Below are 20760 nucleotides of genomic sequence, written 5' to 3'. Positions count from 1 at the left end.
GGGCCGAGGCCCATAAGCGGGGGATGATCCGATGATGGAAGATGCAACCGAAATCATGCGCCAGCAGGGCGTCATGGAGACGGACCGCAGCAATTTCGAAAGCCAGTGGCAGGACGTCGCGGAGCATGTCCTTCCCCGCCAGGCGGACTTCAGCACGGGCGGCTATTCGCGCACCCAGGGGATGCGGCGCACGACGCGGATCTACGACGAAACGGCGATGCTGGCGCTCGATCATGGCTGTGCCGTGTTCGAAAGCTACACCATGCCGCGCGGGGCGCGCTGGCAGTCGCTGGCGCCGCGCGACGACGCGCTGCTGAACAACCGGCGGGTGCGGCAGTGGTATGAGCTGAAAACCTCGCAGCTGTTCGCCCTGCGATCGGCGGCATCGTGCGGCTTCGCGGAACAGTCGCATGAGAGCGTGGCGTCGCTGCTGGCGTTCGGCAACCAGGCGATCACGCCCGAGCTGATGCGCGACAACAAGGGCCGCTATATGGGGCTTTACTACCGGTCAGAGCATATCGGGCAGCTCTATGTCCGCGAAAATGCATGGGGCCGGATCGACACGATCCACCGCAAATTCACGCTGACCGCGCGGCAGGCCGAGCAGAAATGGGGCGACAAGGCCCCCGAATGCGTGAAGCGGGCCATGCGCGACAACAAGCCGGAAGAAAAGCTCGAGTTCCTGCAGGTCGTTCGGCCGCGCGCCGACCATGACGAAACGCGCGCCGACAAGCGCGGCAAGCCGATCCAGAGCCTCTATGTCTCCACGCGGGACAAGGTCATCTTCGACGAAGGCGGCTATCGGGTCATGCCGACGATCTACAGCCGGTTCGAGAAGTCGCCGACCGAAACCTATGGGCGCGGTCCGGTCATGAACGTGATGCCGGCGATCCGCGGAACGCAGGAAATGGCGAAAGACCTGATCACGATGGTGGAGCTGGCGGCGAAACCGCCGCTGCTTGCAACCGACGACATGGCCGACCAGCTGATCCGCTATTTCGCCGGGGGGATCACTTATGGCGGGCTCGATTACGACAAGAACCCAATGCTGAAGCAGCTTCTGGACGGCGCCGACCTCGCGCCGGCGATGGCACTGCTCGACCAGTCGCGGGCCGTGATCAAGCGGGCGCTGTGGGAGGATCTGTTTCAGGTCCGGCAGGAGCAAAAGACCCATGTGTCGGCGACCGACGTCATGGAGCGGGCCAGCGAAAAAGGCGTGCTGCTGTCGCCGCTGGGGCGGCAGGAAACCGAGTGGTTCGACCCGATGGCAGCGCGCGAGATCGACCTGATGTGGGAGATGGGGCTGCTCGACGACATGCCGCCCGAGGTGCGCGAGGCTGGCGGCCTGTTTCAGCTGATGTACGACAATCCGCTGCGCCGGGCGCAGATGGCCGACCAGGCGGCGGGCTTCTTCCGCACGCTGGAGGGCGCCACCCCGCTGATGCAGGCGAAGCCCGCGCTCGTGGATCAATTCCTGACGCAATATCCCTTCGACAAGGTGCTGGCGGGGCTCGCGCGGATCAACGGGGTGCCGGCTTCGTGGGAGGCCGACGACGACGAAAAGGCGGCGAGCAAGGAAGCCATGGCGCAGCAGGGGCAGACACAGCAGCTGCTGGAGGCCGCGCCGGTCGTGTCGAAGGTGGCGACGGACCTCGCCCGGTTGAACGGAGGCGCCGGTGTCGCTGCGTGACGATGCGGAGGCGGTCGCCCAGCGCGTGCGCGACCTGCGCAACATCATCCGGCGGAAGGCCGATCGCTATGCCAGCTATGCCGCGCTGTTCAAGCGCGACGGGCCGCTGGCCGGATCGGCGGGGATCGTCCTCGACGATATCGCGGCTTTCTGCATGGCCGATACGACGACGTACCGCCGCGACGCGCGCGACGAAATCCTGATCATGGAGGGCCGACGACAGGTGTGGCTGCACCTGCAGGAAAGACTGCGACTGAACGGACAACAACTGGAGGCGCTGCGGCGCGAATTGAGGGAGACCGAAGATGAGTGACGGCACGGAAGGCGGGAATGAAGGCGGCGCGGCGATCCTGACCGCGCCCGGTGGCGAGGGCGGCGGTGCGACCGCAACCCCGGAATGGCTGGGCGGGCTGTCGGAGGATCTTCGCGGCGACCCGACACTGGCACGCTATGCGGACATCGAGGCGCTGGCGCGCGGGCATATCGAAACCAAGCGGCTCGCGTCGAGCCGGGTCATCGTGCCCGGCAAGGATGCGGACCAGGCGGCATGGGAGGGCTTTTACGAGGCCATCGGTCGGCCGAAGGACCCGGCAGATTATCAGATCACGCTGCCCGATGGCGCCGACAGCGCGCTGGCCGACCAGTTCCGCCCGATCGCGCACCAGCTGGGGCTGACCCCGCGCCAGGTGGAGGGGCTGGTAGGCTGGAACAACGAGCTGGCAACAAAGCTCCAGGGCGATGCGGCTGCCGCCGCCGAAGCCAAGCGGGCCGAAGGGCTGGCGTCGATCGAGGCGCTGAAGGCCGAGCTGGGCGCGGACTATGTGGTCAAGGAACGGCTCGCACAGGATGCGGCGCGCAAGTTCGGGCTGGATGGCGACACGGCGAACAAGCTGACCGAGACGCTGGGCGACCGGAAAGCGGTCGAGCTGTTCATGCGGATCGGCGAGGCGATGGGCGAACATCCGCGCGTCGATGGCGACCGAACCGGCGGCTTCGGTAGCGGCGGCGACCCGGACGCGACGTTGAATGCGAAGATGGCGGATGCCGACTGGCGCGCAAAGGTCAAGGTCGACGGTTCGGCCGAAAGCCAGGAATATGCCCGGCTTGTCGAGGCCATCGCCCGAAAGGAAGCAGCGCAGCGGGAGCGCAAAGCCTCTTGACCATGGAGTCGGGCGGGATTTATTGTCCCGCCCGACCGATCGCCCTCTGTGGCTGTCGGCATCCGGCCTCCCCGTCCTCTGACGGCTCCGGTGCAACCGCGAAAGCAGCGGCGTAATAGGCGGGTCGAAATCCCGTCAGACCGGCCCGGCAGCATTGCCGTCTCCCCGATCGAAACTTCGCAAGTCGTTTCAGATGGGGGTCATCATGGCCGTTGATTACGCAGACGTCGTCCGTACGATCGGTTTCCGCAAGGCGGTTGAGTTCGCACTCAACGAAATGCCCGGAAAGTTTCGTGGCCTGTGCGGCAGCATGGGCGCCTACAACAACAAGTTCGAGCAGATCGAAGATCGCTTCAGCGACATCTACGCCGAGGAGATCGACGAGCGGAACGGTGACACCAAGACCACCGATCCCGACGTCATCCGCCGGTGGATCACCAAGCCGAAGCGCGCGCAGGTCGCGGTGATGATCGACCCCGACGACAAGCTGGCGACGGAAGTCGACATCAAGTCGCCGATCGTCAACCGGGTCGCCACCGCCATTCGCCGCTACCAGGACGACAAGTTCCTCGAAGGCTTCTACGGCACCGCCTACACCGGCACCGAGGACAACCTCCAGACCGTGGCGTTCAAGTCGGCCAACATCATGGCGGTCGATTATGGCAACACGGGCACGCCCACCGGCCTGACGCTCGCCAAGCTGATCGGCATCAAGAAGCTGATGCGGCAGCGCCTGGTCGATCTATCGGCCGAGCGGCCCGTGATCATCATCACGGCCGAACAGGAAGAGGATCTGCTGAACATCATGCAGGTCACGAACCGGGACTATAACCCGATGATGCGTCAGGCGCTTCAGACGGGCCAAGTGCTCGACTTCCTCGGCATGGACTTCATGATGGCCGAGATCGGCAACGCCAGCGCCTATAAGCGCTCGTCCACGCTGACGGTCGACGGCAGCGGCTATCGCCGCCTGCCCGTGTTCGTCCGGTCGGGCATGCACTGGGGCAACTGGCTCGACTTCGAGGGCCATGTCGACCTGCTGCCGGGCAAGAACCACAGCGAGCAGATCGCAGGCTACACCTGCGGGCGCGCGACCCGCGTGCTGGAGGACAAGTGCTTCCAGATCCTCTGCGCCGAATAACCCCTGGGCCGGGAGGCGGCTCCGGTCGCCTCCCAACCCCGGATCAACTGCCCCCGAGGGGGCGTGCGGACCGAAAGGCCCGAAGGGACGAAGGAAACGGAGACTATGGCAAAGGGTTATTCGGCCGAGCTTGTCGGCGTCATCGACGGAACCAAGGTTCCCGACCTGAAGGCGGACGGTCGCGTCTATGGCGCCCGGCTGCGCGCCTATCAGGCGACGTTCGACATGGCGTCGAGCACCGTCAAGAAAGTGGTCGCCGACACCAATGTGATCGCGCAGATCCCGGCGAACGAAAAGGTCGTCGCGATCCTGATGCTGGCGTCGGTGACGATGGGTGCGAGCGCGACGATCGCGGTCGGCACCGCAAGCACGCCCGCCAAATATCGCGCCGCAGCGACGTTCACCACGGCCAATGTGCCGACGCCCACGATGCTGTCATCGGCCGGCGACGACGCGCCGCTGTCGGCGGAGGAAGAGATCATCTTCACCGTCGGCACGGCTGACCTTCCCGGAGCGGGCATCCTGCAGTTCTGGGTCATCACTACCGGCCGTTGAGGCCGGCAGCGGGGGGAGCGCCGCCGGGAATGTTCGGGACCGCCTCCAGTCGGTTCCGGGAGTGCCTTTCCCGGCGGCGTCTTCCGATTATGAAGAGAGGGCGGGACCATGGCCGGCGAACGATCGCAGACCGCAGCTATCAACGCCGCCGCCGCCCTGATCGGCTCCACCAAGCGCATTGCCGATATCGACGAAGCGAGCTCGCTGGCATCCAGCGCCAAGGCGATATGGGACCGCACGGTCGACGCCGTCCTGTCCGAGCAGCCGTGGAAGCCGGCGGTTCGCCGCGAATGGCTGAACCGTCTTTCCGAGACGCCCGCCTTTGGCTGGGCCTATCAATATCAGCTGCCGGCCGACTGTCTGCGCTGGCTGCCCTTCGCAAAGGACGATCCCAACTATTTCCAGGGCGAGCAGGAAGGCAATCTGATCCTGACCGATCATGAAGGCCCGCTGCCGGTGCGGCTTATCTGGCGGAATATCGACCTCGCGACCTGGTCGCCCGGCATGTACGAGGCGCTGATCCGGCAGCTGGCCGAGGATCTTGCCGAGCCGGTCACCGCGCTGGCAGGCGTCGCGAACCGCGCCGAAGCCAAGGCCGAACGCGCCATGCGTGGCGCCAGGCGCCAGAACGGCCTTGCCACCGGCAACCGCGACCTAGGCCAGCAGGCGCAATCCAGCTGGCTCGCGGCGCGTAACCGTGGGTAGAGCGACGCCGATCCAAGCGAGCCTGAATGGCGGGGAGCTGTCGCCGCGCCTGCATGGCCGCGTGGACCAGCGCATCTACCAGAACGGGCTGGAGACGGTGACGGGCTTCCTGCCGGTGTTGCAGGGGCCGGCCATCGCCGCGCCGGGAACGCGCTACGTCGCGGAAGCCAAGGGGCCGTGCCGGCTGCTGCCGTTCGAGTTCAACGTCACACAAAGCTATGTGATCGAGGCGAGCAACGCAGCGTTCCGCTTCTACACCAACGACGTCCGCATCGAGACGAGCCCTGGCGTCGCCTATGAGGTGGCGACACCCTATGCGTTCGCCGAGCTGGCCGAGCTGGACCATGAGCAGTCGGCGGACGTGCTCTATCTGTGCCATGGCTCGCACGCGCCCCGCAAGCTGTCGCGGACCAGCGCAACGACCTTCGCGCTGACCACGCTCGACCTGTCGGCCGGTCCCTTCGAGGACCAGAATATCGACGAAGCGGTGACCATGTCGCCGAACGGCATCACCGGCGCGATCACGATCACGGCGAGCAGCGCGCAATTCCAGAGTGGAGACGTCGGCGGGCTGATCCGCCTCGAGACGGAAGACTTCAACGGCATCGGACAGTGGGAACCGGGCCTTGAGGTCACGCTGGGCGAATATCGCGCCTGGAACGGGCGGGTGTACCAGATGAGCGGCGGGGCGAGCCTGCGCACCGGCACCGTCGCGCCGGTTCACTCGTCCGGCACCGAATGGGACGGTTCGGGCGTCGGCAAGGACATCAACGACAAGGGCCCCTATGGCGTGCAGTGGACCTATGTCCATGACCGCTACGGGGTGGCGCGGATCACCGGCTATGTCAGCCCCACAGTCGTCAACGCGACCGTCGTTCGCCGCCTGCCCTGGCTGACCGGGGGCGAGACGACGTGGCGCTGGAGCTTCGGTGCCTTTTCGGCGCGCCGGGGCTGGCCGAACGCGGTAACGATATGGAATGAGCGGCTGACCTTCGGCAAGGATGCGACCGTCTATGCCAGCGTCGTCGGCGACTATGAGAATTTCGCCGAGGTCAACACGCTGGGCGAGCAGACCGCCGACATGGCAATCCGCGTATCGCTGCCGAACCCCAACCGCATCCGGTGGCTGAAGGCCGACCGCGACCTGCTGATCGGCACGGCAAGCGCCGAACATGTGCTGAAGGCGCAATCGACCGCGCAGGCGATCGGGCCGAAAAACGCCAAGATCGAAACGCAATCGACCTATGGCAGCGCGATCGGGCGCCCGCTGCTGACCGCCGGCCGGCTGCTGTTCATTCAGAAGGCGCGGCGCAAGATCATCCAGCTGGACTATGCGGTCGAGCGCGACCGCAACGAGGCCGTCGATATCACCCGCTTCGCCGAGCATATGGGCAAGGCGGGCTTCGTCGAAATGGCGTTCGCGCAGGAACCCGACCGGCATTTGTGGGCGGTGGACCGCGAAGGAACGCTGTTCGCCTGCCTCTATGAACCGACCGAACAGGCGCTGGGCTGGGCACGGCGGACGATGGGGCCAGGCCTGTCGGCGAAGAGCATCTGCCGCTGCACCGATCCCGAAGGCGAGCTGGACCAGATATGGGTCTATGCCACCTTTGGGGCCAAACACCTGATCCTGCGCATGGACCCGATATGGCAGACGGGCACCGCGCAGAAGGATGCCTTCTTCGTCGATGCCGGCGTGACCTATTCGGGCGGTCCGGTTTCCAGCGTCGGCGGCCTGACGCATCTTGCCGGTGCCGAGGTCGACATATTGGTCGACGGCGCGAGCCATCCCCGCCTGACGGTTTCCGGTGCGGGCACGGTCGCGCTCGATGCACCCGCCTCCACCGTCCATGTCGGCCTGCCCCTGCCCGCGCAGCTGAAGACGCTGCGTTTCGAGGTCGGCAGCGAGGACGGCACGAGCCAGGGCAAGATCAAGCGGGTGAACCGGGTGACGCTGCGCGTCGCGGAGACGCTGGGCATCAAGGTGACGGTGCAGAACGGCATGGGGACCGTGCTGGAAAACCGGCTCGACCTTGTCGCGATGGACCAGGCGCCGCCGCTGTTCAGCGGGGATTTCGTGTTCGAGGAGATCGGCGATTATGACCGCGACGCGCAGATCCTGATCGAGCGGACGGCCCCCCTGCCCGCCACCATCCTTGCCATCCTGCCAACCATCACGACGGGCGACCGATGATCGAGATCCGCGACTTTCACCCCGACGATATCGCGGCGCTGGAGGTGCAGCCCGAGCAGGCCGGCGACATCGGTCTGGCGCAGGGGCAGATCCTTGTCATGGCGGCCGGCGGACCGAGCTTCACCGCGGTTCGCGACGGCCGGCCGATCGCGTGCGCCGGGCTGTACGAAAACCATGCGAAATGGGCGACGGCATGGGCGGCGCTGTCGCGGCTGTCGCCGGCCGAGCTGCTGGCGATCACGCGACCCTGCCTGCGCGCGATCGAGGCGAGCGGCTATCGCCGGATCGACTGCCTTGTCCGGCGCGGCTTCCCGGCGGCGCGGCAATGGGCGTGGATGCTGGGCTTCGCGCAGGAAGGAACGATGTTCGGCGTGTGGCCGGACGGCAGCGACGCGCTGATCTTCGCGCGCATCAAGGGGGAATGACCGATGGGTGCCGCGCTTCCGATCATCGCCATCGGCGCCATGGCGGCGGGCCAGCTGTACAGCGGCATATCGCAGGCGAGCCAGCTGAACAGCAACGCCAACGCCACGCGCGAAAATGCCCGCCGTACCGAGTTGCAGGGCGCGCTGGACGAATTGCAGGTAGCACGCGAGGCGCGGGCCGCGCAGGGCGAGGCGATTGCCATGCAGGGCGCGTCGGGTATCGAGCTGGGCACCGGCAGCGCGCTGGAGATGCTGCGCCAGAATGCGATCAATGCCGAGTATGACAAGCTGAACATCCGCAACCGCGCGGCCGGCGAGGCCAGCAATCTGCGCCGGCAGGCCAAGCAGATGAAGCAACAGGCGACCGGCACGCTGATATCGACGGGGCTCAGCGTCGGCAGCAGCATCCTTATGGGCGCGAGCAGCCTTGGCGGGTCATCGGCGGGCGGCGCGGCCGGTGCGGGCGGCAGCGCGAGCGCGGCCCCCTCGATCGCCTATGGATCATCCTATCGGATGCCGACCGGAACATCCCCCTTCGGCATGGGAACGCTGCGATGAGCGGGCCGGTCTATGAGAGCCAGACCCGCGCGCTGGCGATGCCGATCGAGTTGCGCAACGGCCCCGCGCCGGGCGCAATCGTCGGACAGGGGCTCGACCAGTTGGGCGAGGCGACGCAGCGTGTCGTCCTGGTGGACCGTCAACGCGACCGCGCCGGCATGGCGGCGGACCGGGCGGTCGCCTTCGCGCAGCTGCAAGGGCAGATCGACGACGAACTGACCCAGCTGAAGCTGAACGGGCCGGCCGATGCCGCCGGCTTCGAGGAAAAGGCAGCGACGATCGTCGAGCGGCGGACCGACGATTTTCTGAACACGCTATCCGATCGCGAGGTCCGCAACGCCTTTCTGCCCGACGTTGCGCAGTATCGGGGCCGCGTGCTGGGCAATGCCAAAGCCTATGCGATCGAGAAGCGCGCGGACAAGACGATCGCGGATTATCAGGCCGCCGACGATATCGGGGCCAATCTGCTCAACCGGTCGCCGACCGGGGACAATTGGGAAAGCTACCAGGCGTCGGTGGAAACCCGCATCGGGCAGATGGAAGGCTTGCTGCCAGCGGACAAGATCGAGGAGTTGCGGAGGGCGTCGCTCGCCAAGGGGGCGATATCGCTGGCCGAAGGGTTGCCGGCCGACAAGCGCAAGATCCTGCTCGACAGCGGCCAGTTCGACACGCTGCTGCCGGCGGACAAGCTGCTCGCCCTGAAAAGCGGAACCGACGTCGATTTGCGCCGGGAGGCGGCCGAACAGCGGGCGCTGGCGAGCCAGGCAAAGGCCGAACAGCGCGAAGAGCTGGCAACCGTCGAAGCGACGCTGAACGCGGGCACCGGCAAACCACAGGACTGGCAGTCGCTGGCGGATCGCTATGAGGCGATCGGCGACACGTCCAAGGCGGTCGAACTGCGCGCCAAGGGCCAGGCATCGGCGGCGGCGGTCGGCTATCGCAATCTGACGCCGGCGCAGCTCGACGAGGAACTGGCTAAGCTCGCGGCGACCGAGACGCGGAATGGCGGGCTGACGCCATCGGAAAATGCGTTGCGAACAGGGCTGAAGGAAATCCGGTCGACGGTCAGCAGCCTGCTCGGTCAATCGCCGATGCTGGCCGCCAGCTATGCCACCGGCCGGGCGCCGCCGGCGCCGATCAACTGGAGCGACCCGGCCTCGATCGAGGCGCGGCGCCGCTCCGCCCGCGCCGCTGCGAACCAATATGGACAGCGCGATGCCAAGCCGCTGCTACCGTCCGAGATCGAGGAGATGCAGGCGACCTATCGCAGCCCCGGCGGCAAGGCGATGGTTCTCGATCGCGTGCGTCTGTTCGGCGACGATGCCGCCAGTGCGGCAAGGCAGGTCAGCAACGATCCGATGTTCGCCCATCTTGCGGACCTGTCGGCGTCGAGCGCCACCGGCCGCAATGTCGCCAGCCTCGCGTTGCAGGGCGACGAAATCCTGAAGACGCAAAAGGGCATATGGACGCCGGCGGTTCGCAACGATGCCAATGCCGCATGGGGCGCCTATGCCAAGGCATTCAGCGATGCCCCTGCGCTGGGCACCGCACTCTACCAGACGGCGCGTGGCATCTATGCCTATGAGAGCGCCGATGCCGGCGACGTCGAGCAGAACGGGCTCGATGAAGACAGGTGGAAGCGCGCGCTCGATCGCGCCGCCGGCGGCGACGGTCGCGGCCGGGGCGGCATCATCGCCATGAACGGCGGCCATGTGATCATCCCGCCCGACTGGACCGAGCAGGACTTCACCCAGACGATCGCGCGCGCCGGACAGGCCGACTGGACGCGGGCCGCGCAGGGCCGGAACGCCTATGTCGGGGGCCGGAAGCTGACCCTGCCCGAAATCCGCAAGGCCGTACCTGTCCCGATGTTCGACGGCCGCTATCGCATCCGCATCGGCAATGGTCTGGTGACGAACAGCGAAAAAAGGCCGTGGACGTTCGACATCAATCTGTTGCGGGGCCGCTGATGGGCCTGTTCGGTCAATATACCGAGGCCGTCGAACAGGGCGGATCGGTTCGCCCGGCGGCTGAGCCGCCGATCCGGGAAACGGGCTTCATCGAGAATGTCGCCGCAGGCTTCCAGGCATCGCGGTCCGGCCCCGACATGTTCTCCAACCAGGCGCGCTATGAGAACAACGCCCGCGATGAGATCGCATCGGCGCTTGAACAGCGCGGCATAGCCGTTAGGCGCATCGGCGTCGCCGAGGCGATGGGCTATCAGCGCAGGCTGGACCGGGGGGAAAAGCTGCCCGCGCAGGCGATGGACCATCTCGCCAAGTTCAATGCCATGTTGTCGGCGCTGTCGGCCGAACAGAAGCGCGACCCCAATTTCCTGCCGACCTATAGCGGCGTCCGCGACATCGCCAGCCTCTCCGCGAAGATCACGGAATTGCGTCGTCGCGACCTGTCGGCGGCGGAACAGGTGCAGCAGGGCGCGACAGGCTGGGGCACGTTCGGCGGGCTGATCGGCGGGCTCGGCGGCGAGCTGACTAAGCCCGAGACCTATATCCCGGTTAGCGGCGGCTCCACGGTGGCGGCCGGCGCTGCCCGCCAGATATTGTCGGTGGCCGCGCGCGAGGCCGCCGCCAATGCCGCCGTAACGGCGCTTGGCGAACCGCTGGTACAGGCCGACGCAACGAGGCTGGGGATCGACCGCACGTTGCAGGACGCCGCCGTCGACGTTGCCGTGAGCGCCGCCGCCGGCGCGGTGCTGGGCGGTGCCGCCAAGTCGATCGAGTTCGCCCCGGACGCCATCGCGAGCGTGCGGGAGAGCTTTCTTGCCAGCCAGTTCGACCGGCTGCCCGACAGCATCCAGCGCCGGATGATCGACGGAGCGACGATCGACGATCGCGCGCTGACCGGCGTCATCGCCGAGCGGTTCGGCACAGACCGTCTGACGCCCGACGAACGGGCGGCGATGCATGTTCTCGACTATGATGCGGACGTGCGGGAAAGCAGCCCGTTCAAGCCCGGCCCCGATGCCGACATGCTGCACGGCCAGCGCCTTGCCGCCGCGATCGACGCGCTGAAGGCCGGCGAGCCGGCGCCGACCTTCGCCCCGGCAAAGCGCCCGCCCTTCGCGTCACAGACGGCCCTGTCGAGTTCGGTGGGCGAGATCGCAAGGCGCATCGCCATGGCGGAGAGCCGGGGCAAAGCCAATGCCAAAAACCCGCTGTCCAGCGCAACTGGCGTAGGCCAATTCATCGACCAGAGCTGGCTTGGTGCGATCAAACTGCATGGAGCAAAGGAACGGCTCGGCCGCTATGCGCGCGCGATCGTCAAGGAAGATGGGCGCTGGATCGTGCGCGATAAAACGCTCGAAAAGCAAATTCTCGACCTGCGGCTAGACGCGGACGTTTCGATGCGAGTGCTCAACCGCGTAATAGCAGACGATTACATACCGGCGCTGATGAAAGCAAACCTGCCGACGACCCCGCGAAATGTGTACATCATGCACTTCTTTGGACCCGAGACAGGCCGAAAAGTGCTGAGCTGGTCCGATGAAACCCGGCTTTACGCCATATTGTCGCCGGAAATTGTAAAAGCGAACGCGTCGGTGCTGCAAGGCAAGACAGCTGGCGAGGTCCGCGCGTGGGCGGCCAAGCGGCTGAAGGAGGAAAACTGGCCCAGCGGCCAAGGCGAAATGCCAGGTGGCAGCATATTCGCGCCGGACGCACCCGAGGGCGTGGAGTTGCGAGCCGACCTGATCGAAGATCCGGCAATCCGGCGTGAGGCGGAACGGGAACTGTACGGCCCCGAGCCGGACCGGGCGGCGGAGCTGGTCCGCGCGGTCGATGCAATCCGCGGCACCGAACAGCCCGCGCCCGACATGCCGGCGATCACGGCCGAAGACGGCCCGTTCGTCGAAAAGGACATTAAGCCGCGCCAACCGCGCAAGGCGCCGGCCGGGCCGGTCGAACTGCTGACACAGATCGCGCGCTGGGGCGGGCTGCGCGACAATGAAGGCAATGACTTCGCCGTAACGGCGGGCCTGTCGAACCGGATGACGCAAGGTGGCCGGGTGCTGCGCAAGGGCGGCATGTCGGTCGATCAGCTGGGGGAGAAGCTGTGGGAAGCGGGATGGTTCGGCCCGCCGTCGGTTGCCGAGCGGCCGAGCCTGGATGAAGTCATCGACCTGGTCGAACGCGGCGCGCGCGAGCGGGTCTATCACCCCGAAGACGTGGCGATCGTGAGCGAGCGAACGCGCCAGATCGACGATGGCGAAGAGGAAATCCGGTCGCTGCTTGACGGTGCCGCCCGCGACATGGGCATCGCCGACATGGACGGTTCGCTGATCGAGGAGGCGATCGGTCGCATCCGGCGAGGCGAGGACGCCGATCAGGCGCTGATGGGCGCGATCAACATGCGATCGGCCGACGAACTGGCGGCCATGGCGGAAGAGGCCGGCGCCGGCCCCGCCCGTGTCGAGACGGGCATGACGTTCGACGACTGGGAGCGGCTCGGCGAGATGCAGGACAGTCTTGCCCGCTGGGACGATCCCGAGGGGCAGGCGGCGCTGGACCAGGCGCTGTCGATCGAGCATGACTTGATGATGGCGATGGAGGCCGATCCGGCCGGCGGCTTCCGCATCGACGACGCCGGCGACGAATATAGCATCGCGGCGCTGCTGGACGAGGCCGACCGCGAAGAGGCGGCGATCACGGCTATGGAAGCCTGCATGACGCCGGGAGGTATGACCGAATGAGCCTTGCCGCCTGCATCCCCGGTCTGGTCGAAAGCGGCCAGATCACGAAAGACCAGGGCGACCGCGCGCTGGAGATTTACGGCCGGCTGCGCCGACAGCATGGCAAGACGCTGGGCCCCGCCGCCGCCGATGCCGCCGCATCGTCCGACACGCTGGCCGCGATGAAGCGCAACGCGCAGCTGCGCAAGCGACAGATGCTGTTGCAGGTCGCGGCGCAGAAGCGCGCGATCGTCGACATGGCCGGTTTCAAGGACGGCAAAGATCCCGGCGGTGCGGCCATCGCGCTGCTCGATGCGGTCGAGGGTGCGCCCTATGCCAATGTCGAGGCGCAGCGGAAGGCGATCCTTGGGCAGGCGCACGCGCGCATGAACAGCGTGATCCAGCATTTCAAGCGCAGCTCGATCGGGACGGCGCGCAACGTCGCCGACATGGCTGACGTGGTGCGCGAGCTGTTCGGCACATCGTCCGGCAACCCGAATGCGGCGGCGCTGGCGCGCGCATGGACCGAGGCGTCGGAGATGCTGCGCCAGCGGTTCAACGCGGCCGGCGGCGCGATCGGCAAGCTGGAGAAATGGGGGCTCCCACAGAGCCACGACAGCCTGAAGATCCGGGATGCCGGCTTCGACGACTGGCGGGCGTTCATCGCGCCGCTGCTCGACCGGCGGCGGGTGATCGACGACGAAACCGGCCAGCCCTTCGCCGACGATGCGTTCGACGACATGCTGCGCAACGTGTTCGACACCATCCGCACCGATGGCTGGATCAAGCGGACACCCGGCGGCAATACGGGACGCGGCAAGCTCGCCAATCAGCGACAGGAGAGCCGCTTCCTCCACTTCGCCGATGCTGAAGGCTGGATGGCCTATAATGACCGGTTCGGCACGCGAAACCCGTTCGAGGCGATGATGGGCCATATCGAGGGAATGAGCCGCGACATCGCCCATATGGAGATCCTCGGCCCCAATCCGGACGCTACGGTCAAATGGTTGCAGGACGGCCTTGCCAAGGGGGCCGCGCTGACCGGCGACGAAAAGGGCATCGACCGGATGCGATCGGCGGCCGACCGGCTGCGCCGCGTCTATGACGCGACCAGCGGCAACATGAACCAACCGGTGAACGGGACATGGGCGCGGCGCTTCGGCACCATGCGTTCACTGCTGACGTCGGCGATGCTGGGCTCGGCTTCACTGTCGGCCATTACCGACGTCGGCTTTCAGCGGCAGATCCGGGCGTTCAACGGGCTGCCGCAGATGCGGTCGCTGACCGGCTATGTCGACCAGCTGAAATCCGCCAACCGACAGACGGCTGTGCGCGCCGGCCTGATCGCCGAGGAAGCCAGCAAGATGATGGCGGCGCAGCATCGCTATACGCTCGACAGCCAGGTCCATCGCTGGGCCGGCGTGTTGAGTGACAATGTGCTGCGCTGGTCGGGCCTGTCACCATGGACACAGGCGGGGCGCTGGGCGTTCGGCATGGACTTCATGGGCGCCATTTCCGACAGTTTCGACCGCTCGTGGGGCGACGTCGAACCGGCGTTGCGCCGGGCGATGGAACGCTATGGCTTCGACGGGACGCAATGGGATGCCCTGCGCCAGACGGCGCTGCACAGCGAGGACGGCGTCGACTTCCTGCGCCCGCAGGACATCGCCGACCAGGCGATTGCCGACCGGCTGCTGCGCATGGTGCTGACGGAAACCGACTATGCGGTCCCGACCGCGACGGTGCGCGCCCGATCCTTCCTGAATGCCGACCGGCCGGGCACCTTCTGGGGCGAGGTCACACGCAATGTCGGCCTGTTCAAGTCGTTCGGCGTTTCGATGATCATGACGCATGCAGCGCGGGCAGCGGCACAGGGCGGCACGGGAGCCGCGACCTACGCCGCTTCGCTGGTGCTGACCACGACCTTGCTGGGCGCGCTCGCGATCCAGGCGAAGGAAATCAGCAAGGGCCGCGACCCGCGCCCAATGGACACGGGCGAGTTTATCGGCGCGGCGATGCTCCAGGGCGGCGGCTTCGGCGTGTTCGGCGACTTCCTGTCATCGGCGGAAAGCCGCTTCGGCGGCGGCCCGCTGGAGACCGCCGCCGGCCCCGTCGCCGGCCTTGCCGTGGACGTGAGCAACATCACGGTCGGCAACCTGTTCAAGCTCTATCACAGCCTGACCGGACGCAACCCCGACGGCAGCAAGCCGAAAGGCCCGAATGTCGGCCGCGACGCGGTGCGGATGGCGCAGCGCTACACGCCGGGTTCTTCCCTGTGGTACAGCCGCCTCGCCTTTCAGCGGATCATCCTCGACACGGCGCAGGAATGGACCGATCCCGATTATCGCGAGGCGTTCAGCCGCATGGAGCGCCGCGCGGCCGAGCAGGAACAGGGCTATTGGTGGCGGCCCGGCAAGCTGGCCCCCGATCGCGGGCCGGACATGGGGAACGTCGCCGGCGAATGATCAGCGCGGCTTCAGAAGGCTCGCATATCGGCTGCACCCGCCGAGATTGCCATTATAGTCCCACGACTTCACAAGGTCATCCGGACCGACAATGATCCGTATCGTGCAGCTGTAGGTCATCGGCATGTAACCGGTGCTGGTCGTCGTCGCATTGAACGGCGTGCTACCGACATAACCACTGGTCGAATTGCTCTGCGGAACCGGGACCGCAACGGTGTTGCTCGCACCCCATACATAGGCAGTATCCGAGCCGAATTGCAGTTGCGACGAAGGATATCCCAAGCGCGAAAATGCTTCCGCGCGCGGTCGACCAACCATCGACTGAAGGCCCTGCTCTATGTTCGGAAAAGTCGAACAGCTGACAAGAATAGCCAAAAGCGGAATGAAAAGTGCGCGACGCATGAAGCCCCCTTCAACGATCGAGTCGAAGCGTGACATATCACGGAATGCCAGACGCCGCTGCCTTTACTGCCCCCTAGCCGCGTCGGCGCGTCGCTGATATAAGCGCGCATCAGGAGGGCCGCACTCCCTCTCCCATAGCTTCGGATGGCTCCGCCCCCGGCGGGGCCGTCTCGCATGGGGGACGGCATGACGGTTTCGACGCTCACCAGCACGATCAGCTATATCGAGAGCGCCGCCGCGACCTATCCGGTGCCGTTCCGCTTCCTGTCGAACGCCGACCTGCGCGTGACGCGGATCGAGGATGGCGAGGTCAGCTATCTGGCGCTCGGCACCGATTACACCGTGGCGGGTGCCAATGCCCCCGGCGGCGGTTCGATCACGCGGGTAGGCGATGCTCATGTCGGCGCAACGCTGAAGATCGCGCGCGAGACTGTGCCGGTGCAGCCGACCGACTATGTCGCCAATGACCGTTTCCCGGCCGAGAGCCACGAACGCGCGCTGGACCGGCTGACGCTGCTCGCGCAGGAGAACAAGGCGCAGAACGCCGAAACGGATGCCCGCGCGCTGAAGGTGCCGCCGGGCGAGACGATCGACCCGTTGCCGCCGGCCGACGAACGGGCGGGCAAGTTCGCCGTGTTCGGCCCCGGCGGGGGAATGACCTATGCGTCGGGGACCGGCAGCGATGCGGACCTGCGCGAGGATCTGGCAGGCGATCCCGGCCCCGGTCTGATCAAATTCAGCTGGGCGTCGACTTACCTGTCGAAATCGGTCGGCGAGAAACTACAGCGCGCGCCGATCAACGTCACGGATGATCCATTCGACTGCCACCCGTCCAATACGAACAATCGCGACGGGTTGCAGCGCGTCGCCGACAAGCTGGACAGCTGGCAAGGCGGCAAGGCCATCCTTCCGAGCGGACGGGGGCTTTCCTATCGCGTTGCGGGCACGGTCGACTGGCCTCCCAATTCAACACTGGAGGGGGATGCCACTGCGATCGGCGGCTATGGCATCATCAACGAAGCGGCTGCCTCGATCCTGAACACCGGCACAACCGTCACCTTCAACCTGCCGCGCACGAACGGCGGTTTTGCCGCGCTGGTCGATATCGGCATATTCGGCACCGAGGGCGCGCCGGGCGCGATCATCTTCGGCGACGGATATGGACAGGAAGAGTTTACCACCAATCCCTTGCTGCGCCGCGTTTTCATTGGCGATTTCGACACGGATGGCGCCATTGCGCTCGACATCCTCGGCATACAGCGCGGTTATGTCGAGGACTTCTACTGGTTTCACAATTACACCCATGTGCGGATGGGGCCGTCCGTCGGCATCGACTTCCAGCGCGGCAATTTCGGGCCGACCACGGGAGGCAAGGCCTATGATGCTACCACGGCCGGTGCCGGCGGCGTCAACCTGTCCAGCACCGAAGTCTATTATGAAAGCTGCGGCGGGCAACATCCGCTGGACTTTTCGGCGGTGGGCGGCGCAATCACCTTTCGTGGCGGCGGCTTCGAGAGCATGTGCCGATCGCGGCCAGGCGAAGGACCGACCGAAAACCCGGCTATCTTCAGGCTCGGCCCAAACATGCAGGCGGATATCCGCGTGCGAACGGCCGATTGGGGAAGCTATCCCGACGATCCGGTCGAAGGCCCCGCCTATACCGGCATCATCTCCTTCATCGAGCGGTCTTCCGGTCCCGCGCTGGTCTATGTCGAGGTGGCGCAAGCTACGGTCAACTATAACAAGGCGACCGGCCTGCGCACCGGCGACAGCTATCAGTTCATTCGGGGCGGCGATTATTCGTCGCGCACCATCGTCGGACCGGGTGAATATCGGGCGCCGTTCTTCAGCGTGGCGGAGGCGCGGGCGATGTATGCCCCCACCGACAACGGCACCTATGCGCCCTATCATATCGACCAGCGCGGCGTGCTGATCCGGACCAACGCCGGCAGCTATGTCCAGAAGATCGACAGCTATCGCCGGACGGAACCGAAGGTTACCAGCGGCAATGTCCAGATCCCCACTTATACGGGGGTGATCGAAGGCGTCGCCACCACCGTCGTTTGGACCGAAACCTATCAGATCAACGAATTTCCGCCGAGCCGTACCCTGCTGCTGAACATCGACGGCGAGCGGGCCGGCACCAACGGCACCAAGACATTGCAGATGGTGATCAGCGATACGGGCACGCCGCGCGTCATCGACCTGACCACTGCAGCTACGGCAGCCGATGACTTCCATGTTGCCGTCCGCATCCGGTCCTATGGCCGGCTTCACCAGAAAGTGACGATCGTCCTGTCGGACGGCAGTACACACAACGTGACCCACAAGATCCTGCTGTCCGGCAAGGATTATGCGGCGTTCGACAACCAGACCTATCCAGTGACGGTGCAGCTGCGCTGTGCGGTAGCGGCAGCGGGCGACAGCATGACGGTGCTGGACGTGACCGAGGAAATGAAGTGACCCGCGCGGCACTTGGCCTGATCCGGCGGCAAGCGATGCCGGCCGGCCTGATCATGGACCTGAATTTCGGGGCGGGTCAGACCGATCGGCGGATGAGCTTCGCCGGTGGAGCCAATGGCAGCCGCATCGGTGCGGCGCGCCTGCCGGTGGCGGCAAGCACGCCCCGGATCGACTGTTCGACCAGCACGGCGGGACAATTCGTGGGGCTGCGCGTCGAGAAGGCGGCGACCAACCTGCTCGTCAATGCGACGATCGACGGGGCCAATCTGGCGACACAGAGCCTGTCGGTGACGGCGCAGGCCTATACGCTGTCCTTCTATGGCACGGGCTCGATCGCGCTGTCGGGCGCGGCCTCCGCCACGTTGACCGGCGATGCCGTCTATCCTTCGCGCAAGACGCTGACCTTCACACCGTCGGCCGGAACGCTGACCCTGACCGTGACGGGGACCGTGCAATATGCGCAGCTGGAGACGGGGACGATCGCCACGTCCTTCGTCGCGACAGGCGCATCGGCGGTGCTGCGATCGGCCGACCTGCCGACGATATCGGGTTCGGCGCTGGCCCAAGTGTACAATGCGGCCGAGGGAACGATGATCCTCAACGCCGAGCTGCCCGCACTGGTCAACGGCGAGATCCTGTGCATCGACGACGGCAGCGGCAATAATACGATGGAGATCTATCGCAGATCCTCCACCACGCTGGCGCTGTTCGTCCGATCCGGGAATGTCGGCGTGGCAGACCTTCCCACGACGGCGACCTTCAGCGGCTTTCGCAACGTCGGCATTCGCTGGAAGGCCAACGACTTCGCCATATGCGTTGGCGGGGCGACGCCCGCGACGCTGTCGAGCGGTGCGGTTCCCGTGGCGCCGACCATCATGCGGATCGGCCATTATCGCGGAGCGGGGAGCGAGCATAACGCCCGCATCGCCCGCGTGCTCTCGTTCAACCGGGCGATGGCGAACGCCGAACTTCAGGCGTGGTGCACATGAGAGGGGTAGCGATGGCAGACGAGAGCATGGGCGCCGGCGCGATTTCGGGGATGATCACCGGCGTGGTTTCGCTGCTGACCGTAATCGGCGGCGCCTTCGCCTTCCTGATCCGGCAGCGATCGGCGGACAAGGCCTCGCGCGAAGCCAAGCTGGACAAGTGGCACCACGAGTTGAGCGCCCGCGAACGCGCCCTGGACGAAGGGCGGACCGCCTTTACCGAACGGTTGTCGGACCGCCTCGAGGAACTGGAGCGCAAAGACACTGCGCGCGACGTGCAGATGCGGGCGCTGCGTGTCGCCTTCGAGCTGGTCTCGGCCGCGCTGCGCGAGCGCGACCCGATGCATCACGCGCTGGGCCTTGCCGACGAGATGCTGAAACAGGCGTTCCCGGTTCACCCGGCCACGCCGGCCGACATGGTGCGGCAACTGGTTGCGATCGAGGAACAGACGGGAGGCGGGGCATGAAGACACCCTTTGAACAGGCGGTGCGCTACATCACGCGGTGGGAGGGCGTCTATTCGGGCGACCCGGCAGACAATGGCAACTGGACCGGCGGCAAGCGCGGCGTCGGCCAGCTGGTCGGTTCGCAATATGGGGTGACGCCCGCCGCCATCGCCGGGCTGCGCGGCATCCCGGTCGGCAGCGTGACGATCGAGACGATCCGGAGCATCACGCTTGAGGAAGCCGCGAAGCTGGCGCTGGAGAATTATTATCTCCGCCCGCGCCTCGACATGCTGCCGTGGAACGCGGTGACCGCCAGCATCATGGACTTCGGATGGGGCGCCGGCCCCGTGCAGGCGATCAAGCTGTTGCAGCGGATGCTGGACACTGCCGACGACGGGATCATGGGGCCGGCGACCGCCGGCGCCTTCCGGGGCCTCGTGACGACGCAGGGCGTCCACTTCGTCGCCGGCGCCTGGTGGACGATCCGGGACAGCTTCTACGAGCTGATCATCGGCAAGAACCCCTCGAACGCCAAATATGAGAAGGGCTGGGATAATCGCAGCCGATACTTCACGCCCGGCGATGGCGAGGGATGGTGGGCATGGTTTCACGCATGACGGCCAAGGACGCGCCCCGCCTGGTCCTGTCGGCGGTGATCATCGCCTATTTCGGTTGGGCGCTGATCAACCATTACAGCGAAGGCCTTGAAGAGACGCTGAAGAACATCGTCATGCTGGCGGTGGGCTACTGGCTCGGTTCTTCCAAGGGATCGAGCGACAATGGCGCGCGCATGGAAAAGCTTATCGAGCTGGCGCGCCGTGACGGAAACGGAGACGCACCATGACGCTCGGCCGATCGCTGCCGCTGCGCCCGGCCTATGACC

Annotated in this window: 18 protein-coding genes; 17 read left to right on the top strand and 1 reads right to left on the bottom strand. The window is 66.1% G+C overall.

Annotated features, from left to right (window positions below; translation table 11 throughout):
* The first annotated feature begins 31 nt into the window (after positions 1-31).
* The 12 genes from KAY22_RS06640 (at position 32) to KAY22_RS06585 (ending at position 15580) form a co-directional block, all read left to right on the top strand.
* Positions 32-1690 carry a portal protein gene (locus KAY22_RS06640; protein WP_296621424.1) on the top strand — a complete coding sequence of 553 codons (1659 nt, stop codon included), beginning with the start codon at positions 32-34 and terminating at the stop codon, positions 1688-1690.
* Positions 1677-2003, top strand: a complete 327-nt coding sequence (locus KAY22_RS06635) for a hypothetical protein (RefSeq protein WP_296621422.1) — start codon at positions 1677-1679, stop codon at positions 2001-2003. Before KAY22_RS06640 ends, KAY22_RS06635 begins: the two co-directional genes overlap by 14 nt.
* Positions 1996-2850, top strand: a complete 855-nt coding sequence (locus tag KAY22_RS06630) for a hypothetical protein (RefSeq protein ID WP_296621420.1) — start codon at positions 1996-1998, stop codon at positions 2848-2850. Before KAY22_RS06635 ends, KAY22_RS06630 begins: the two co-directional genes overlap by 8 nt.
* Before the next feature lie 205 nt (positions 2851-3055).
* Positions 3056-3991, top strand: coding sequence for a phage capsid protein (locus KAY22_RS06625; protein ID WP_296621418.1), 936 nt, complete (start codon positions 3056-3058; stop codon positions 3989-3991).
* A 105-nt stretch (positions 3992-4096) separates the two neighbouring features.
* Positions 4097-4546 (top strand): hypothetical protein, encoded by a 450-nt coding sequence (locus KAY22_RS06620; protein WP_296621414.1) that lies wholly within the window; start codon positions 4097-4099, stop codon positions 4544-4546.
* Positions 4547-4654: 108 nt separating this feature from the next.
* Entirely contained in the window at positions 4655-5251 is a 597-nt protein-coding gene (locus KAY22_RS06615) for a hypothetical protein (RefSeq protein WP_296621412.1), read from the top strand.
* Positions 5244-7445 carry a hypothetical protein gene (locus KAY22_RS06610; protein ID WP_296621411.1) on the top strand — a complete coding sequence of 734 codons (2202 nt, stop codon included), beginning with the start codon at positions 5244-5246 and terminating at the stop codon, positions 7443-7445. The genes KAY22_RS06615 and KAY22_RS06610 overlap by 8 nt, the downstream gene beginning before the upstream one ends.
* Positions 7442-7870 carry a hypothetical protein gene (locus tag KAY22_RS06605; RefSeq protein ID WP_296621408.1) on the top strand — a complete coding sequence of 143 codons (429 nt, stop codon included), beginning with the start codon at positions 7442-7444 and terminating at the stop codon, positions 7868-7870. Before KAY22_RS06610 ends, KAY22_RS06605 begins: the two co-directional genes overlap by 4 nt.
* A 3-nt stretch (positions 7871-7873) precedes the next feature.
* Positions 7874-8428: a hypothetical protein gene (locus tag KAY22_RS06600; RefSeq protein ID WP_296621406.1), complete on the top strand. Its 555-nt coding sequence runs from the start codon at positions 7874-7876 to the stop codon at positions 8426-8428.
* The gene (locus KAY22_RS06595; protein ID WP_296621404.1) at positions 8425-10398 is read left to right on the top strand and encodes a hypothetical protein; all 1974 of its coding nucleotides are present in this window, start codon (positions 8425-8427) and stop codon (positions 10396-10398) included. The genes KAY22_RS06600 and KAY22_RS06595 overlap by 4 nt, the downstream gene beginning before the upstream one ends.
* The gene (locus KAY22_RS06590; protein ID WP_296621402.1) at positions 10398-13136 is read left to right on the top strand and encodes a hypothetical protein; all 2739 of its coding nucleotides are present in this window, start codon (positions 10398-10400) and stop codon (positions 13134-13136) included. The genes KAY22_RS06595 and KAY22_RS06590 overlap by 1 nt, the downstream gene beginning before the upstream one ends.
* Entirely contained in the window at positions 13133-15580 is a 2448-nt protein-coding gene (locus KAY22_RS06585) for a hypothetical protein (RefSeq protein ID WP_296621400.1), read from the top strand. Before KAY22_RS06590 ends, KAY22_RS06585 begins: the two co-directional genes overlap by 4 nt.
* Here KAY22_RS06585 and KAY22_RS06580 read toward each other — a convergent pair whose 3' ends face one another.
* Positions 15581-16018: a hypothetical protein gene (locus KAY22_RS06580; RefSeq protein WP_296621399.1), complete on the bottom strand. Its 438-nt coding sequence runs from the start codon at positions 16016-16018 to the stop codon at positions 15581-15583. It lies immediately after the preceding gene.
* Positions 16019-16168: 150 nt separating this feature from the next.
* Here KAY22_RS06580 and KAY22_RS06575 point away from each other — a divergent pair, with 150 nt between their 5' ends.
* Genes KAY22_RS06575 through KAY22_RS06555 form a run of 5 tightly spaced genes read left to right on the top strand, consistent with a single transcriptional unit; the run spans position 16169 to position 20721 of the window.
* On the top strand, positions 16169-18445 hold the full coding sequence (locus KAY22_RS06575; protein ID WP_296621397.1) for a hypothetical protein: 2277 nt from the start codon (positions 16169-16171) through the stop codon (positions 18443-18445).
* Positions 18442-19434, top strand: a complete 993-nt coding sequence (locus KAY22_RS06570) for a hypothetical protein (protein WP_296621395.1) — start codon at positions 18442-18444, stop codon at positions 19432-19434. The genes KAY22_RS06575 and KAY22_RS06570 overlap by 4 nt, the downstream gene beginning before the upstream one ends.
* Positions 19435-19460: 26 nt before the next feature.
* A complete protein-coding gene (locus tag KAY22_RS06565; protein WP_296621393.1) occupies positions 19461-19898 on the top strand; it encodes a hypothetical protein in 438 nt (145 codons plus the stop codon).
* Positions 19895-20494 carry a glycosyl hydrolase 108 family protein gene (locus KAY22_RS06560; RefSeq protein WP_296621391.1) on the top strand — a complete coding sequence of 200 codons (600 nt, stop codon included), beginning with the start codon at positions 19895-19897 and terminating at the stop codon, positions 20492-20494. Before KAY22_RS06565 ends, KAY22_RS06560 begins: the two co-directional genes overlap by 4 nt.
* Positions 20491-20721 (top strand): hypothetical protein, encoded by a 231-nt coding sequence (locus tag KAY22_RS06555; protein ID WP_296621389.1) that lies wholly within the window; start codon positions 20491-20493, stop codon positions 20719-20721. Before KAY22_RS06560 ends, KAY22_RS06555 begins: the two co-directional genes overlap by 4 nt.
* Positions 20722-20760: the final 39 nt, after the last annotated feature.

This window comes from Rhizorhabdus sp. (genome assembly GCF_018006725.1).
Taxonomy (GTDB): Bacteria; Pseudomonadota; Alphaproteobacteria; order Sphingomonadales; family Sphingomonadaceae; genus Rhizorhabdus.
The sequence above is the reverse complement of the archived record's forward strand: the minus strand, read 5'-3'. Positions and strand labels throughout refer to the sequence as shown.

Excerpts from the sequence above, each read along its gene's own strand:
- KAY22_RS06565 (WP_296621393.1), top strand. The coding sequence starts at position 19,461 with ATGGGCGCCGGCGCGATTTCGGGGATGATCACCGGCGTGGTTTCGCTG.
- KAY22_RS06575 (WP_296621397.1), top strand. The coding sequence starts at position 16,169 with ATGACGGTTTCGACGCTCACCAGCACGATCAGCTATATCGAGAGCGCC.
- KAY22_RS06620 (WP_296621414.1), top strand. The coding sequence starts at position 4,097 with ATGGCAAAGGGTTATTCGGCCGAGCTTGTCGGCGTCATCGACGGAACC.
- KAY22_RS06580 (WP_296621399.1), bottom strand. The coding sequence starts at position 16,018 with ATGTCACGCTTCGACTCGATCGTTGAAGGGGGCTTCATGCGTCGCGCA.
- KAY22_RS06585 (WP_296621400.1), top strand. The coding sequence starts at position 13,133 with ATGAGCCTTGCCGCCTGCATCCCCGGTCTGGTCGAAAGCGGCCAGATC.
- KAY22_RS06605 (WP_296621408.1), top strand. The coding sequence starts at position 7,442 with ATGATCGAGATCCGCGACTTTCACCCCGACGATATCGCGGCGCTGGAG.
- KAY22_RS06615 (WP_296621412.1), top strand. The coding sequence starts at position 4,655 with ATGGCCGGCGAACGATCGCAGACCGCAGCTATCAACGCCGCCGCCGCC.
- KAY22_RS06630 (WP_296621420.1), top strand. The coding sequence starts at position 1,996 with ATGAGTGACGGCACGGAAGGCGGGAATGAAGGCGGCGCGGCGATCCTG.
- KAY22_RS06640 (WP_296621424.1), top strand. The coding sequence starts at position 32 with ATGATGGAAGATGCAACCGAAATCATGCGCCAGCAGGGCGTCATGGAG.
- KAY22_RS06595 (WP_296621404.1), top strand. The coding sequence starts at position 8,425 with ATGAGCGGGCCGGTCTATGAGAGCCAGACCCGCGCGCTGGCGATGCCG.
- KAY22_RS06555 (WP_296621389.1), top strand. The coding sequence starts at position 20,491 with ATGACGGCCAAGGACGCGCCCCGCCTGGTCCTGTCGGCGGTGATCATC.
- KAY22_RS06600 (WP_296621406.1), top strand. The coding sequence starts at position 7,874 with ATGGGTGCCGCGCTTCCGATCATCGCCATCGGCGCCATGGCGGCGGGC.
- KAY22_RS06590 (WP_296621402.1), top strand. The coding sequence starts at position 10,398 with ATGGGCCTGTTCGGTCAATATACCGAGGCCGTCGAACAGGGCGGATCG.
- KAY22_RS06560 (WP_296621391.1), top strand. The coding sequence starts at position 19,895 with ATGAAGACACCCTTTGAACAGGCGGTGCGCTACATCACGCGGTGGGAG.
- KAY22_RS06625 (WP_296621418.1), top strand. The coding sequence starts at position 3,056 with ATGGCCGTTGATTACGCAGACGTCGTCCGTACGATCGGTTTCCGCAAG.